Annotated in this window: 14 protein-coding genes and 1 other RNA gene; 13 read left to right on the top strand and 2 right to left on the bottom strand. The window is 46.1% G+C overall.

What is annotated here, in order from left to right; genetic code table 11:
* The first annotated feature begins 31 nt into the window (after nt 1–31).
* The 8 genes from pilQ to EBR25_02280 all read left to right on the top strand — a co-directional run bounded on the left by pilQ (nt 32) and on the right by EBR25_02280 (nt 9942).
* On the top strand, nt 32–2563 hold the full coding sequence (gene pilQ, locus EBR25_02315; GenBank protein ID NBW39816.1) for a type IV pilus secretin PilQ: 2532 nt from the start codon (nt 32–34) through the stop codon (nt 2561–2563).
* A gap of 42 nt (nt 2564–2605) precedes the next feature.
* Nucleotides 2606–3307, top strand: coding sequence for a hypothetical protein (locus EBR25_02310; protein NBW39815.1), 702 nt, complete (start codon nt 2606–2608; stop codon nt 3305–3307).
* A 108-nt stretch (nt 3308–3415) separates the two neighbouring features.
* Nucleotides 3416–4495 carry a hypothetical protein gene (locus EBR25_02305; GenBank protein ID NBW39814.1) on the top strand — a complete coding sequence of 360 codons (1080 nt, stop codon included), beginning with the start codon at nt 3416–3418 and terminating at the stop codon, nt 4493–4495.
* Nucleotides 4492–4887, top strand: coding sequence for a hypothetical protein (locus EBR25_02300; protein NBW39813.1), 396 nt, complete (start codon nt 4492–4494; stop codon nt 4885–4887). Before EBR25_02305 ends, EBR25_02300 begins: the two co-directional genes overlap by 4 nt.
* A 239-nt stretch (nt 4888–5126) precedes the next feature.
* Nucleotides 5127–5603: an acetyl-CoA carboxylase biotin carboxyl carrier protein gene (accB, locus tag EBR25_02295; GenBank protein NBW39812.1), complete on the top strand. Its 477-nt coding sequence runs from the start codon at nt 5127–5129 to the stop codon at nt 5601–5603.
* A 46-nt stretch (nt 5604–5649) separates the two neighbouring features.
* Nucleotides 5650–7050, top strand: a complete 1401-nt coding sequence (gene accC, locus EBR25_02290) for an acetyl-CoA carboxylase biotin carboxylase subunit (protein ID NBW39811.1) — start codon at nt 5650–5652, stop codon at nt 7048–7050.
* A complete protein-coding gene (locus tag EBR25_02285; GenBank protein NBW39810.1) occupies nt 7037–8128 on the top strand; it encodes a DUF1573 domain-containing protein in 1092 nt (363 codons plus the stop codon). The genes accC and EBR25_02285 overlap by 14 nt, the downstream gene beginning before the upstream one ends.
* Nucleotides 8129–8226: 98 nt before the next feature.
* A complete protein-coding gene (locus tag EBR25_02280; protein ID NBW39809.1) occupies nt 8227–9942 on the top strand; it encodes a hypothetical protein in 1716 nt (571 codons plus the stop codon).
* Nucleotides 9943–9951: 9 nt separating this feature from the next.
* On the opposite strand, the gene EBR25_02275 is transcribed toward EBR25_02280, so the two are convergent.
* The gene (locus tag EBR25_02275; GenBank protein NBW39808.1) at nt 9952–10329 is read right to left on the bottom strand and encodes a hypothetical protein; all 378 of its coding nucleotides are present in this window, start codon (nt 10327–10329) and stop codon (nt 9952–9954) included.
* Nucleotides 10330–10542: 213 nt separating this feature from the next.
* Here EBR25_02275 and ffs point away from each other — a divergent pair.
* From ffs to EBR25_02250, 5 genes are all read left to right on the top strand, one after another.
* Nucleotides 10543–10633: signal recognition particle sRNA small type (gene ffs, locus EBR25_02270), an RNA gene on the top strand.
* Nucleotides 10634–10673: 40 nt separating this feature from the next.
* A complete protein-coding gene (gene dnaX, locus EBR25_02265) occupies nt 10674–12449 on the top strand; it encodes a DNA polymerase III subunit gamma/tau (protein NBW39807.1) in 1776 nt (591 codons plus the stop codon).
* Nucleotides 12450–12487: 38 nt separating this feature from the next.
* Complete coding sequence (locus tag EBR25_02260; GenBank protein NBW39806.1) at nt 12488–12826, top strand: YbaB/EbfC family nucleoid-associated protein; 339 nt, start codon at nt 12488–12490, stop codon at nt 12824–12826.
* Between the two features lie 24 nt (nt 12827–12850).
* On the top strand, nt 12851–13459 hold the full coding sequence (gene recR / locus EBR25_02255) for a recombination protein RecR (protein NBW39805.1): 609 nt from the start codon (nt 12851–12853) through the stop codon (nt 13457–13459).
* A 77-nt stretch (nt 13460–13536) separates the two neighbouring features.
* Entirely contained in the window at nt 13537–14142 is a 606-nt protein-coding gene (locus EBR25_02250; protein NBW39804.1) for a nitroreductase family protein, read from the top strand.
* A gap of 20 nt (nt 14143–14162) precedes the next feature.
* Here EBR25_02250 and EBR25_02245 read toward each other — a convergent pair whose 3' ends face one another.
* On the bottom strand, nt 14163–15761 hold the full coding sequence (locus EBR25_02245; GenBank protein NBW39803.1) for an ATP-dependent DNA ligase: 1599 nt from the start codon (nt 15759–15761) through the stop codon (nt 14163–14165).

Here is a 15761-nt window from a genome sequence, read left to right as displayed (position 1 = left end):
GGATAGTTTGTTTGTTTTTTGGAGAGTTATGATGAATGCGACTCCTGTAACGGAAAGGTCTTCGTATTTACTCCTTCTTCGGTTTGGTCTCGGAATTATAGCATTGTCCTTATTCAGTGCCTGTTCCACGGGCCTTCCATTTCTTAATGGTGATAGGACACCTGCTCTTAATGGTGATGGCACACCTGGTTCGCAAGATCTGCGGAGCTCCATAGCGACTCAAGGTCCGATTGTTATCTCTCGGGTAGAGGAAGACGGTCTCGGAATCGAACTCAGGGGACATCAGGCTCCCAAGCTGAGAGAGGCTGACCTGGTTATACGTTCTGTTGAAGAGAGTGTCAGTTATGCCATCGAACGCTTGTCAAACCCATCGCGGATTCAAATCACTCTTCCTGAGCTGTCACTTGCAAGCGAAAAGTATACCCGTCGAGTCTCACTAGATGAACTTGGGCTACTGAAAGAAATTGACTTGAAGGCCACAGATGAAGGTCTTCAGTTAGAGGTTGCTTTAAATGAGGGTGAATCGAGTTACGACGAGGATATTACCTACGAGTCAGAGCCTATTGCTGGTAATCTATACGTCCGTTTTAGTCAGACAATCGCAGATACTCCTCAAGTAACAGCAACAAAATCTGCACGGTTGGTTACAGAAGAAAAGAATCACGACCGAGATCCTGCCCAGCTTACGGATAATGGGCAGCCAACTGATGGCACTGTAATCTCAGAGTTGAAATCTGTTCGATTTGAACAAGCACCCGCTATTGGGCAGATTGTGGTTGCCGAAGTTGATGCTCCAGGCGTCTTTACCTTAGAGAAAACCGCCCCTTCAGAATTTGTACTTACCCTGGAAGGGGTATCTCACGATCCGAAGGCAATCCAAAACCTTATAACCGCTCCTTCTCGTACCTCGAAGATCCGTTCGGTGCGAGTAGTTCAGGATGGAGAGAACACACTGGTTCGAGTTTTTGCAGATCCATTACTTCAGCTTGAGGCAATTGCGCGTAGTGGAAGTATCGTGCTTCAGCCAGTTGACCGATATCTCGCTTCGCCTACACGCGATGTACGCGCTCAGGTGGAGTTAGAAGAGTTAGAGACAGAACAAGAGGTTGAAGAAGAAATAGAGGCAAGCAGACAAGAAGAGACTGATTCTGAGGAGGATGACGAGCAAGAGGAGGCGGCAGACGCTGAGGAGCTCCTCTCAGAAATGACCGATATAGAAAGTGAAATTTCAGCACTTCTCGATGAAGCTCCTCGATATACGGGAAGAAAAATTTCCCTGGATCTACAAGATACTGAAATTTCAAATGCCCTACGAATCATAGCAGAGGTTTCGAATCTTAATATTATAGCGAGCGATGATGTTGTCGGACAGGTAACACTGCGGCTTGTTGATGTTCCTTGGGATCAGGCGTTAGATGTTATTTTGAAGACAAATGCGCTCGACAAGGTCCTTGAGGGGAATGTTATGCGTATTGCTCCAATCGGAAAACTCCGTGACGAGCGAGAAGCTTTGAAGCTGGCACAGGAGGCAGAAGAAGGTCTTGAGCCACTTGTCGTGAAATATATTAGAGTTAGCTATGCAAAGGCTTCAGAGCTACAGCCACTCGTTGAGACAGTATTAACAGAACGAGGTACGGTTGCGTTCGATGAGCGCACAAACCAGCTGATCGTTAAAGATATTCGTCGTGGAGTGAAGAATGTTGCTGAGCTTGTGGGCCGGCTTGATTTAAGAACACCGCAGGTATTGCTGGAAACTCAGATTGTTGAAGCGAATCGAACCTTCTCGCGCTCACTGGGTTCTGAGCTTGGCTTTACCATGATCCAATCTCCAGCTACTGGAAATCCTACAGGCGATAACTTTCCGAATGCTATAAGTATTGGAGGTAGTGTTCTTCCAGGTCAAAGTACCGGTTCTTCTTTTCCAGCAAGCATTTCGTCAGCAAGTGGTTCAGCTGTTTCATTCCTTTTGGATAGTGCTGATGGAACTCGCTCGCTCGATTATCGATTAACTGCATTAGAGGATGAAGGTGCAATACGGATTGTGAGTCGACCCTCTGTGGCAACCACGAATAATCAGCAGGCGGTGATTAAGAGTGTTGAAAAGGTGAGAGTGAAGACGCCGAGCGGGGGGCTCTCCGTCGCAACTGGAGCGGGAGCAAACGCTTCTGGAAGTGGTGGTGTGGCCACTGAAACGATTGAAATCGGAATTATTCTTGAAGTTACACCTCAGGCGTCGCCAGACTACTTCGTTCTTCTTGATATCAATGCAAAGTCGAGCACCTTCGGAGCAGAACGTGTAGATGACATACCGACTGAGATTGAACGGAGCGCCACTTCTTCGGTGCTCGTATCAAGTGGTCAGACTTTTGCCATGGGAGGCATTTACAAGATTACTGATTCGGATAGTGTTTCTGGAGTGCCTTTTTTAAAGGATATTCCATTCTTCGGACACTTATTCCGTCGTCAGACGGTGAAGAATGCTGATGAAGAGCTGATATTTTTCATTACGCCAAGAATTATCGAGGGAAGTTTTGATGATGCGGCCATGAAAGTTGCATTTTAGAGTATTTACTTTTAGGGATGCATAGGGACAAGAGAGGTAAAAATGAATAGCACACTACGACGAGCACTCGAGATTACCATGATTCTTTTTCTGGGAGTTGCTGGTCTCGTTTCTTGCGGCGGAGGCGTCGGTTCGAGTGGAAATAACAATCAGGGAGTCGTCTTTACTCTGTTAGGTTTTTACTCTGGGGCTGCCTTAGGATGTTTGGATCTGCCAGAGGATGTGAGTGGAATAACTGCCATTTCTGTTCCAGTCTCCTCCTCGTCTTCTGATGGCCTCGCTTTCCCCGGTGAAGTAGTTGCAGCAGTTGGGTTACAAAACAATCTTGATAGTCAGGCGTTGAGTGTCGATAGGCTGAATCTTGAGTATTTTATCCCAGGATCTTCAGTGCAGCCTCCATCAACAATCCAACCGCTTCCTCTGATGTTGGGGCCCTCTATACTAGCAGGAGATACTTCAACAGGGAACGATTCTAACTCTTCGCTGCCGAATTCTGCTTTTTTGGGAATTGGTTCTTGTGCAATAGCGGAGTTTCGACTCATTCCCGCTCAAATACGAAGCTGGATAAGCCTTAACAGGAACTCTCTTCCAGAGGCACCATTTGATCTCTTTGTTACGGTAACGGCAGAAGGAGAGTCAACGAGCGGACAGCGCTACACCACAAATGACGAGACGATAGTAGTTGATATTACACCAGATGTATCGATTGCTTATGCTGGTGGTAACGCAACGAATGTAGTTTAGGGGGTTGAGAGGAGCGCCAGCACAATTGAGTGGCACTTTTTTATTGGACTTAAGGTTGAAGATACGTTTTAGAGGAAAAAGGGGAAGGCGGATATGAACAGGTTCATGATGTCAAAGGCAAGAGGCGCATTTATAGCTCTCGCCATGTTCGTTTCACTTGGCGCTATTGCATTGGTCATTTCTGGATGTAATAGCGGGAGCACTGATAGTGATAATGCACCTTTTAGTGGAGGATTCGTCGCATCGGAGGATAATATTGGGACATTAAGTCTCTCTGTTACTTCAACGAGGCTTGCAGTCTCTCAAACGACTGGTTTTGAGGTCAGCGTAACCGATCAAAATAGCTCGCCAGTTCCTAATATCTCGGTCTTTTGCGATTCAGAACTTGGCATAGGAATCATTGAACCATCAAGTGGACAAGAGATAACGAACAGCTCTGGCCGGATGAGCGGTCGAATCGGTTGTGCTGCACCAGGAAGCTTTCAGTTTGGTTGCCGACTCCCTGTTGGAACGAACATCAGGGAGTTCGTTCAGGTGGTTTGTGAGGGACCAATTCCAGCTGGGTTCTCTGGGTTTGAAAACGCCGGCGGTGGAGGACTTGGCAATGGTTCTGGCGGAGGTGGGGTTGCTGCTCCAGATGATGGTGCTCCAGGCGGAACAGGAACCGAAGGTATTCGGCTTCTTCAGATCATCATGAGTGATACAGGGGAATCTGATGGGAATACGTTCGGTATTGATGTGTCGCGAGTGAACTGTGAGCCAGATCCATTAGAGGATCCGATCTGTGAGCCTTTCTTTAACACTCGTGCAACATTTCGAATTATTAATAATTCAAACCAAGCACTTCAAATTACTGGATATTCATACGTTGTTCCGCAAGCGACAGGAGATGGTACGGCTTCTTACTCATCGCCGACTATTGCAGTAAGTCCTATAGACGGAGGACCTGCGGTTCCTCCTTTTGGAGGAGAGCTTTCAATAACAGGACTCTTCACGGAGTTCGGTAGTGGAAACGGGGGAGTCTGTTCAAGTGGAAAGACATTCATCGGTTCCGGTAGTAGTGTTTCCGCATCTCTTGGCTTCAGGAACGTCTCCTTCTCAGTTTTTGGACAGAATGAGAATGGAGATTCTTTTACTCTTTCTGGTCAGTTAGGACTTAATTTTCACAACTTTGATCGTTGTCCATGACGGACTCTGGTTCATCTGAAACATTGCACCAAGACCTGAAAAAGGCAGAGGCTGCAAAAGATAAGGGAAGCATAGGAGAAGCTTTTGAACTCGTGGTTCAGTATCTGGGAGATAACCCGATACAACCACGAGCGCGACTTCTTCTCGCTGAATTATTCTACCGAGGTGGATGTCCAGAGATTGCGGTGGAGGAGGTCAGGAAGCTCAGGGCTCGATTTCCGAATCGAGAGTCACTCGGTCGCTTGTTAGAGGCGCTCGACCCGTTGAGTCCTTCAAATACAAGCGACAAGCCGATTCCTGGCTCTGCTGAGCCTCACTCCACCGTGGCAGAGGGCTCTGTTATTGCCCAAGTAGAGTTTGAGCTCGATGATATCGAACTCTTAGATGAGTAGTGCCAAAATCAAGTAAAATTAGGTGATTAGCGGATTTTAATTCTTTATCATTGGGTTCCTCGCGAGGATTCGTTCCCCTGACCTTTTACCTTTTCATTGGAATTCGGTAAATTTGGGGTCTTTGGATAAAAACGAAGAATATTTTATCAGACCTCAATACGAGGACTTCTGGAGGGATGCTGGCTGATTGAGGTGGTTGCCCGTGGCACGCATAGCGAGAAAGAAAGGTGAAGTTTATCATGGATATTAAAGAGTTAGAGAAGATAGTTAAAATCCTAAAAGAAAGTGGTGTTACTGATTTTGAGCTTACCCAAGATGGAACGACCATTAAGTTATCGCGCGCTCAGCTAGTGCAAGCAGCACCACAGGTTGCTCTTGCGCCAGCTGCTGTTACGAGTGCCAGTGCGGAAGTATTACCAGTTACCATTCCCCAACCAGAAGCTGCATCCGCAGGAGGGGACGAATTTGCGGGACTTCATAAAGTAGAATCTCCAATTGTTGGTACGTTTTACAGAAAGCCGTCTCCAGATGCAGATTCCTTTGTTCAAGAGGGAGACACCGTAAAGAAGGGAGATACCCTCTGTATCGTTGAAGCAATGAAGTTAATGAACGAAATTGAAGCACCAGTAAGTGGTAAGGTAGTAAGAGTCCTTCCGGGGGATGCTCAGGTAGTTGAGTTTGGCGAATTACTCGTTGTAATCGATCCGAATGCATAGCTCTCGTTTTTCTTGAGAGCCATTTAATTTCTTTTAAGGTATCCGCATGTCTTCGAACCCACCGTTTAAAAAAATTCTTATTGCCAATCGTGGTGAAATAGCACTTCGTATCATTCGTGCTTGTCATGAGTTGGGCATTAGGACGGTTGCAATTCACTCAACAGCTGATGAGGAGGCTCTTCATGTAAAGCTTGCTTCTGAGAGTGTCTGCATCGGACCTCCCGCCCCAAAGGAGAGTTACCTGAATATCGCGTCTATTATGGCGGCTGCGGTGGCAACCCAAGCTGATGCTATTCACCCTGGGTACGGTTTCCTCAGTGAGAACCCGGCATTTGCTGAGATCTGCGGTAGTTGTGGGATTACCTTTATCGGCCCTTCGGTAAGAAACATGAGGGTCATGGGGGATAAGGCGAGAGCTCGCCGCGCAGCTGATAAAGCTGGTGTACCGACCATTCCCGGTGACAGCCAAGGGTATTTAAGTGCAGATCAAGCGTTACCAGTTGCTCGTAAGAGTGGATTTCCCGTTTTGTTAAAGTCGTGTGCTGGTGGCGGTGGACGAGGAATGAAAATTGTCGAGTCGGAAGAGACGTTTCACTCTCTCTTCGATACTGCACAGCGAGAAGTGGAGGCTGCGTTCGGAGATGGGCATCTTTTGATTGAGAAGTATCTTCCAGCGGTTCGGCATGTCGAGGTTCAGATTGCAGGGGATCGTTTTCGAAATGTGATACATCTTGGAGTTAGAGATTGCTCTATTCAGCGCCGTTATCAGAAAGTTATTGAGGAGGCGCTTTCTCCGGGGCTACCCGATGAGCTTCGGGAGAAGATTCAAAATTCTGCGGTGGAGTTGGCGCGTTCTGTTGGCTACTCAAGTGTTGGAACAGTGGAGTATCTTGTTAATCTGAAGGCCAATGAATTCTACTTTATTGAGATGAATACTCGTCTGCAGGTTGAGCATCCGGTCACAGAGATGATTACAGAGACGGATATCGTGAAAGAGCAGATTCGAATTGCAGCCGGTGAGCCGCTTTCGCTTCAGCAGTCAGATGTTCAGTTTCATGGACATGTGATGGAGGCTCGAATTAATGCTGAGAATCCACGCACCTTAGTTCCCTCGCCTGGTAAAGTGCTTAGTTATCATACCCCTGGTGGTAATGGAGTTCGTGTGGATTCTGCTGTCTATGCTGGTTATACCATTCAGCCGTATTACGACTCCATGATTGCAAAGCTGATAGTGAAAGCTCACGATAGGGAGGCTTGCATTGAAAAGCTGCTTGTTGCACTTGATGAGTTTCTAATAGAGGGTATTCATACGAATATCGAGCTTCATAGACGCATATTGAATCATCCGAAGTTTCGTTCTGGGGATTTTTCAACGAAGTTCTTGGACTTACACGATGTTTTCGAAGAGGAAACTCCGGAGGAGGAGGTAGTTGATGAGGTTGCATAGAAGAGATAATGTGCTCCGCTCCGTCCAAGTATCATCATTTGATCCTCGAAAGACTGGCCTCTGCATGCTCCCTCTTCGTGCCCTTTTTTTTCTTACGCTCTGCATCAGCATAAACCTTTCTCCTGCACTAGCAGCCCCAAGCCTTGATATCCTTAACCCGGTGTTTGATTTCGATTCAATTCCTCAGGGGAAAATTCTTGAGCACCAGTACATTTTACGAAATTCAGGGGATGAGGAACTCGAAATACAGCGAATTGTGCCTGCCTGTGGGTGTACAGTGCCTGAGCTGAAGAATAAGGTGATTGCGCCAGGTGAAGAAACGGTCTTATCCGTACAATTTAATACGTATGGAATGTACGGGAGAAAGGAAAAGACGGTTAGGCTGTATACAAACGATCCAGAACGGCCAGCCGCCCTACTCACATTGAAAGGTGAAATAGAGCCAGAAGTGCTCGTAGAGCCATATCGAATCGACTTTGGAAAAGTGACCCACTCTCCTGATACTACGGCTGGAGTGGTGCGGCGGGTGAATATTCAGATTCGTGATGGATTACGAGCACGTATTGGCGAACTTTCAACTCGTTCGAAATGGATTGAGATTAAAGAGATAGAGCGAGTGAAGCATAAACGAGTGATTGCAGAGATCCGTTTGAAAGGGGGCGCTCCTATAGGTGAATTTCGCGATCGGGTGGTCATTCGTGTTAGCGGTGCACAGCAACGGACGGTGAATCTTCCAATTTACGCATCTGTTCGAAAACAGATTGAGCTTGAGCCTCCTGTAGTAGCGCTTGGAATGTTGACGCCAGGTAGTATGGTTGAGCGTGAAGTTCGTATTTTCAATAATGGGCAGGTTCCGTTACAGATATTGTCGCTTACTTCAAAAAATTCTGATATTAACACCACTTCAGAAGAAGTTAAGCTCGGAAAGGAATTTCGACTTACGGTACGCTACTCTTCAACGTCTCGGGTATCTGAGATTAAGGATACAGTAACCGTAATCATGGGGGACGCTTCTGGTAAGCCAGTGGAGGAGGTCGTCATAAGTGTTACCGGCTTGGCTACTCCTCAGAAGGGCTAATACGCAAGAATCACAGGGTGTGAATACTCCTAATGGTATGTGGACTTACGTACCTGGATAGGGAAGAGAAAGTTATCTTGACTCCGTTGAGGTAGTAGATGGTGGCGAGAGCGAATGTAGTCAGAATTTCTTTGAAGCTGGTTGTTCTATTCGTGCTTCATATCTTTTTTCATTCGAGCAATAGCCTTCGTGCTGAAGAATACGTCGTTTATGGATTGTCAATTCCTGTCAAAAAGGTCTTGCGAATTGACGACAGTCGAACCACTGTTGCTCTTCTTGGAAAAGAGCGCATCGTGCCTCCTGAAAAAGTAAATGCTACTCTCCTCCGTTTCTATTTGAAGACGGAGGGTGTTCTTACTGCATTTCAACAAGGAGAGATCCTCTCTGCCATTCAAATGGCAATTAAAGAGAATGATGTCGAATCGAGTGTGACTCTACTAGAATTCTATCTCGCTTCCTCGCTCTACTCTTTTGAGGAAAAACGAGAGAATTTGCTCGGTCTGCATCTCACTGCTTCCTCAACGCCAGTGTTTCAAGCTCTGGTCAAGGGGAATAGGAAGAAGATTCCTCAAGATGTCCGTGCGCTTCTTTTCGCATTTCTGAGCCTTGATGAACAGGGATGGATGAGGAGAAATGGAATAAATGAGCTTCAGAAGGTGAAAGATGCGTATTTCGATGCTATTGAATTTCTCGTTAATAGAAAGCTGAAGGAAGAAGGAGATTCGACAAATCTTAGGTCGTTATCCGACTTTCTTGCGAGAACCTTTACCCTGAGCAATCCGAAGGTGCAACAGCTTACTCTTCTCTTCGATCAACTCCACTCACTAAGAACGCTTGAACCTTCGCTCGATCGTTCATTAATTTACCCTTTTCTTGAAGTTTCAAGTCATATATCGCCGCTTTCGTTCCTCCGTATTTTGGTAGTAGAGAAAGTCCATGAATTCTCAGAATATGCAGTTGCAAAGGGGATATCTCTTTCTCCTCTTCTCTTACTAGCGGAGTTAAAAGCTGAAGAACGCTCTGAGCGTACGCAGAGCATCATGGTATTGGCCTTGAATTCACTGGAAATAAATAGCATAGAGGCTCGAGCAAACGAGTCTTTTATGAAGGTTATAAGCGAGGAGAGTGAGAATTCCTCATTAGTCAGAGATGCATGGAATAATTTTCTGCAGCGATCCATTCAGGTGTCTTTGGCGCATGATGATATTGAAGGAGTTCGGTTTTTTCGTGAGTACTTCAGTGCCAAGACAAACCAAGAGAAACAGCGATATGCTGAGCTTTTGGTGAGTGAGGCTATCGGGCTAGTCCGCGTTGGTGATAGGGACGGTGCTCGAAAAGTGTTGGAAGGTATAGAACGAATCCCTATTCTGACTCAATTGCGGCTCTATCTTGTAGGATATTACGGCTCAGTTGCTCGTCTTTTTGGACTAGCGTGTGGCCTCTTTCTACTCTTGTTAGCAGTAAGATTCCTGTACTTGAAGAAGCCGATTTTCGGTTTTAAGGGACAGAAGTGGCAGGCAGAACATCTTCGGATTAGGGAAGATATTGCGAAAGGCATAGAGCCTCAAGGTGTTAATGGGCCTTCTATTCAGCCACTTGAGCATGAGTATCAACAGCTCCTTAAAACCTTTGGACTCAAGGAAAACGCAACTGACAACGAACTTAAATCTGCCTATCGTCAATTGATTAAGAGAGTTCATCCTGATGTTCAGTCAAGTGCATCTGAGAGCTTTGATACAAATGCTGATTTTTTAAAACTCTCAGCTGCCTATGAGCGGATCATTGAGCTGAAGAGTGTTTTGAAAAAGCCATAAGCGCGTAGATTATATCCGAGAAAACGTCTTTCTTGCTCGTCGTACCGTTCGAATCTCGCTCCAGTTTCTGAGACATTCTCTTCTGCGTGGTAAGGGAATCGATTTTTGCTTATGTTGTAGAGAAGTTGGAGTACTTTTGAGCTGTAGCTGTGCTTTCTCCGAGAGTTCGCTATATCGAGTGCCAGAGAGAGCTGCATCAAGCAGGCTGGGATGGGGAGCACGTTGAGGTGAATTTTTGATAAGAAGGCTTAGGGCTTTTCTCAGGGGATGCTGTTTGTCGAGGTATTCGTTGATAATAAGAAGTTTCCACGTTGGGTCGCCCGAGGTGAGATCTCGTGAGATGGAGAAGAAAAGAGAGCGTGGAAGAACGGTGCGAGATGCAGACATAAGAGACTCCTGTAAAAATATGATTGCCAACGCAGAGCAGAGAATCGCAAGGCGTATGCCATCGTTAAGTCCCTGAAAAGACGAGTAATGCTCGGTTAAATGAGTTGATATTGAGGTGTTGGTACCACAAGGGGTGATGCGTAAATGCCTCACGGGGCCGAATTCTCAGCAACAGGTTTGGCGTTTTTTCTTAAGGCACGCTACGCTAACGAATAGCGGGGCACGCGAGAAAGAAAGCTAACCCGGTCAGGCCTGGAAGGGAGCAGCCGTACGCTTCTCCTTTCTGTGTTGGGCCCCGCGATTTTCCCTTTACGAAAACAGAATAGAATTGTACTCAGTTAGTTGTGTCATACCTTGTTTTAGCCCGAAAATATCGTCCTGAGCACTTTCAGAGTGTTAGTGGACAAGAGCACGTAACCAGAACTCTTGGAAATGCAATTACGAGAGATCAGGTTGGTCATGCGTATGTTTTTACGGGTCCTAGGGGAGTTGGAAAAACTTCGATAGCGAGGATTTTTGCAAAGTGCTTAAACTGTTCTGAAGGTCCAACTCTGACTCCGTGCCTGGAGTGTTCTAATTGTCGTGAGATTGCAGCAGGAACAAGTCTTGCCGTTCGGGAAATTGATGGAGCCTCGAATAACAGTGTTGATAATGTTCGAGAGCTTATAGAGTCTTTTCGGACTCTTCCTGCTCCTGGTTCTAAGTATAAAGTTTATATTATTGACGAAGTTCACATGCTCAGTATTTCGGCGTTTAATGCGTTGTTAAAGAGCCTAGAGGAACCACCTCCGAACACGGTCTTTGTTCTTGCCACAACGGAGCCGCATAAGATTCCGGACACGGTCTTATCTCGTTGTCAGCGGCATGATTTAAGAGCTTTGCCAGTTGCAACTATTAGTGAATGTCTTGCTGAAATAGCAAACCGTGAAAGCTTTATTATTGACTCCTCCGCTCTAAAGATTATTGCAAAGTTGGCAGAGGGCTCGATGCGCGATGCTCAAACGCTACTTGAGCGAGTGCGAGCATATGGAGGGGAATCGATCACGGCGCAAGAAGTGAGCGTTATTCTTGGTGCGGTTGATATACAACTCCTCTATGCGCTTGGAGAGAAAGTGATCGCTCAAGATGTTGAGGGAGCTCTTTCTCTTGTTCACGATGCTTTTGAAACGGGTGGAGATGAATCGATCTTTCTTAGAGAGTTTGTTGGCTTTTTTCGAGATCTTCACGTGGCGGCTCTTGCCGATACGCAAAATGGCAGGGTCGTTGGTTTAACAAAAGATGAACAGGCAGAGCTTGTTGCCCTCACTGAAAATAATATTGATCGAGAAGATCTGGCAGATCTCGCCGATATGGCCCGAGAAGGGGCGGATAAAGCTCTGCGAAGTAGCTTTCCTCGTTATGCGCTTGAATCTCTAGTGATTCGGATGGCAGCTAGGCCACGAGTGAAGGATTTAGGAAAAATGGTTGGCCGTCTTCGTGAGATGGTTACCGCCGAAAAAAAAAAGCCTAAAGAACAGCCGATAGGTCACAGTAAGCCAACGGAAGCAACTATTGTCAGTAGTGCCGCACTGACTCCAAAAATAACTCACGCTCCAAAAATAATTCAGGGAAAAACAGATTCTTCACCAAAAAAGAAAGTAAGGAAACCCGAAGCGATACCGTCAAGATCGGAGGCTCTTCAATCAGCGGATACAGGACAGTTGTCGGAGCAGCAATACAATATGGCTGACTTTGTGAGCTTTGCTCATCAGCAGGGCGGTGAAATTATAGGCGAGATGCTGCGTTGTGTGACAACCGTCGCTTTTCAAGATGGAGTCCTAAAAATTGAAGGACCAGAATTCCAAATCGGGAGCTTACAGCAAGAGGATACACGGGCGAGATTGCTGGTGCTCCTTGAGGAGTTTAGTAAGTGTTCGAGCTGGAGAATCGAGACCAAAGTTGTGTCAGATGGAGGTTTGAGAACTGATAAGAGTCTGAAGGCGGTAGAAAGAAAAGAAGTTGAGAGTAAGCTGCTTGAGCAGAGAGAAAAAATGTTACGTGATAACACGGTAAAGAGAGTTATTAAAACATTTCCGGGGAGTAAGATTGAGCGGATTCGCTTGAAGCGTAATGCGGTATAACAGTAAGATAAGGAAAGTTTTAAAAGGAGAGAGCTGATATGGGAAAAGGATTTGGCGGTGGTTTGCCAGGTAATATGCAGGAGATGATGAAGCAGGCTCAAAAGATGCAGAGCCAACTTGCAGAGCTTCAAGAGCAAGCCAAGGAAGAGGAGGCTGAGGGTTCCGCTGGAGGCGGAATGGTAAAAGTTGTTGCGCTTGGTACACAGCAGGTAAAGTCAGTTTCTATTGAGAAGGATGTTGTTAATCCAGATGACATTGAGATGTTACAAGATTTGGTAGTTGCAGCAACAAATGAAGCCCTTAAGAATGTGCAGGAAAAAGTGCAGGGAAAGATGGCTAAGATAACAGGTGGATTAAATATTCCAGGTCTCGGATAATAACGTTTCGTTATTATAGCGTTTATGCAGGCATTTCCTCCTTCATTTCAAAAATTGGTGCACGAGTTGTCACGGCTTCCATCTATCGGAGAAAAGTCGGCTACTCGACTGGCATACTATATTCTCAAAGAAGAGGGGGATCTGGGGAAAAAGTTGAGTAGTGCTATCTCGGAGGCTTGCTCAAAGATAGGACTTTGTAAGACCTGCTTTTTCTTATCAGAGGAAGAGCAATGTCGCTTCTGTGTCGATCCTGGACGTGATTCGCATGTGCTTTGCGTTGTTGAAAAACCGATGGATATTATTTCCTTTGAGCGAATGGGTGAATTTCGAGGGCTGTATCATGTCCTTCACGGACTGTGGGCACCACTTCGTGGGCAAGGACCTGAGTCGATGAAGTTAGCAGAGTTGCTTCGTCGAGCAGAGAGCGCTGAGATAGAAGAGGTTATTATAGCGACTGGTTCAACAGTTGAGGGGGATGCTACAGCATTGTATGTGGCAAGACTTCTCAGTGAACGGGGTATTCCCTCTTCGCGACTGGCTCAGGGGATGCCAAAGGGCGGTGAGCTTGAGTATTCAGATGAAGTAACGTTAGCGAGGGCTCTAGCAGGAAGAAGCCGCATCGAAGCCTTATAGGAGAAGCTCCCATGCGCTCTCCTCTCGGGGGGGGGTACACGGATAATCAAAAAGACATCTGTTAAAAAGGAAGACGTATGGAAGTTTTAGAGGCAATTAGAAGTCGACGAGCTGTTAAGCACTTCGATCCGAATCATGTCATAACAAAAGAGGAGCGACGGATATTGCTTGAATCTGCGCTCCAAGCTCCTACATCCTTTAATATCCAGCATTGGAGAGTAGTTGAGGTCTCTGAAGAGAAGTTACGTGAGCAAATCTATGCAGCAGCATGGAATCAAGCGCAGGTGAAAGAGGCCTCTCTGCTTTTTGTGATCTGCGCCGATCTCAAGGCCTATGCAAAAGAGCCAGCGCGATATTGGCAAAATGCACCGAGTGAGGTCCAAGAGATGCTCGTTCCTATGATTGAGCCGTTTTACGATAGTAATGAGAGACTTCAAAGAGATGAGGCAATGCGTTCAGTGGGAATTTTTGCCCAAACTCTTATGCTGGCAGCGAAGGGTCTAGGTTATGACTCATGTCCTATGATTGGATTTGATGCGGAATCAGTCGCAAAGTGTATTCAGCTTCCCGATGATCATGCAATCGGAATGATGCTAACAGTCGGGAAGGCGCTAAAGCCGGCATGGCCAAAACCTGGGCAGTTACCGCTTGAAGATATTTTTATTGAGAATATGTTCAGCTGATGCTCTATAACCCTTTGAGCTTACTCTAAGAGCATTCTTACAGATTCTATGGTATCGGCCTCATATGCTGCTTTGTCTTTTCGAATACGAACAATTCGTGGAAATCGAAGTGCCACGCCAGCTTTATGTCGTTTTGAAAGTTGAATGCTATCAAAGGCAATTTCAAACACGAGACTGGGGGTAACAGCTTGAACGGGACCGAATTTCTGCAGCTGATTTTTGCGAATAAACGCATCTACTTCTCGTATCTCAGAATTCGTGAGCCCAGAGTATGCTTTGGTAATAGTTACAAGTTCGCCATTTTTCCAGACTCCAAACGTATAGCTTGTATAGAGGTCTGCCCGTCTTCCATGGCCTTTCTGTGCATAGAGTAATACGACATCAAGTCTGAGGGGGTCTACTTTCCATTTCCACCACTGGCTTCCCCGTCGTCCTGTGCCATATGACGATGCTCGATGTTTGATCATAAGCCCTTCGGATTGTCTTGATCGTGCTTTGGCGCGAAGCTCAGACATTTGCGAAGGACGTGTCACTTTATGTAATGGAGAGAGAAGCAAGAAACGTTCTTCATGCTCTTTAAAGAACGTTTCTAAGTGCTGGCGACGAATCGACAGAGGCTCTCCACGGAGATCTTTACCGGCTAGTTCTAGTAAGTCATATGCTATGAAACGAACGGGAAGAGTCTTCAAGAGTTGAGACGAAATTTTTTTTCTATTGAGCCGTTTTTGTAGCTCGGCAAATGACTGTGGTTGACCATCTCTCCAGACGATGATCTCTCCATCGAGTACAATATTATCATGCTCTACTCTTTCCATTGTAGATATGAGTTCAGGGAATGTTTCAGTAATTACTTCCTCACCACGTGACCAGATGATGACATGACCGGAACGCTTGAGAAGCTGAGCTCGAATTCCATCCCATTTCCATTCGATAATCCATTCAGGAAGAGAGGAAGAGATAACTGATTCTTGAGTGCTATCGAGCGGAGAGGCTAAGAGAAAGGGGTATGGATTTCCCAAAGATTCGTTGCAGCTCGTTCTTTTCATGAGCGTTTGATAGCGTTCCTCGGTGGGTTGCCATTCTCCAACAAGCCGATGTGCCATTTCGGCAATATCAAACTCATATAATTCAGCGAGTACTTGTGTTACGAGTCCTTTCGAAACGCCGATACGAAGTCCTCCAATCATGAGCTTGAATAAGATAAGGCGTTCTTTATCGGGTGTGCTTTCAATGAGTTTCCAGAGGCGCTCTTCGCGTTGATTGATATCACTGATGGTGAGAAGATCTTGGAGACTCTCTGCCAGTTCGTGAAGGACGCGAGATGAGCTGGTCTGATTCTTTATGGGTAAGGTAAGGAGAGCGAGGGTCTCAGCAAGATCACCTACGGTATCGTAAGAATCCTCCACGAGCCACAGTGGAAGATTCATACGGCGGGAGATTATCTTTCGCATTTCTGTAGTAGTAAAGAGGCGAGTAATTTTCCCACCCAAGAGAAAATACAGAGCCCATGTTGCCTCTTTAACTGGGGCTACTCCGAAGTATTCTTTTAAAAGAAGGCACTTTTCTGAAGTTTTCGAAGTTCGATCAAGGGCATAAAAGAGAGAAGCAAAAAGCGACAT

The organism is bacterium, from assembly GCA_009926305.1.
GTDB lineage: Bacteria > Bdellovibrionota_C > UBA2361 > UBA2361 > RFPC01 > RFPC01.
Note: the sequence above shows the minus strand (reverse complement) of the source record. Positions and strands in the feature narration are given on the sequence as shown.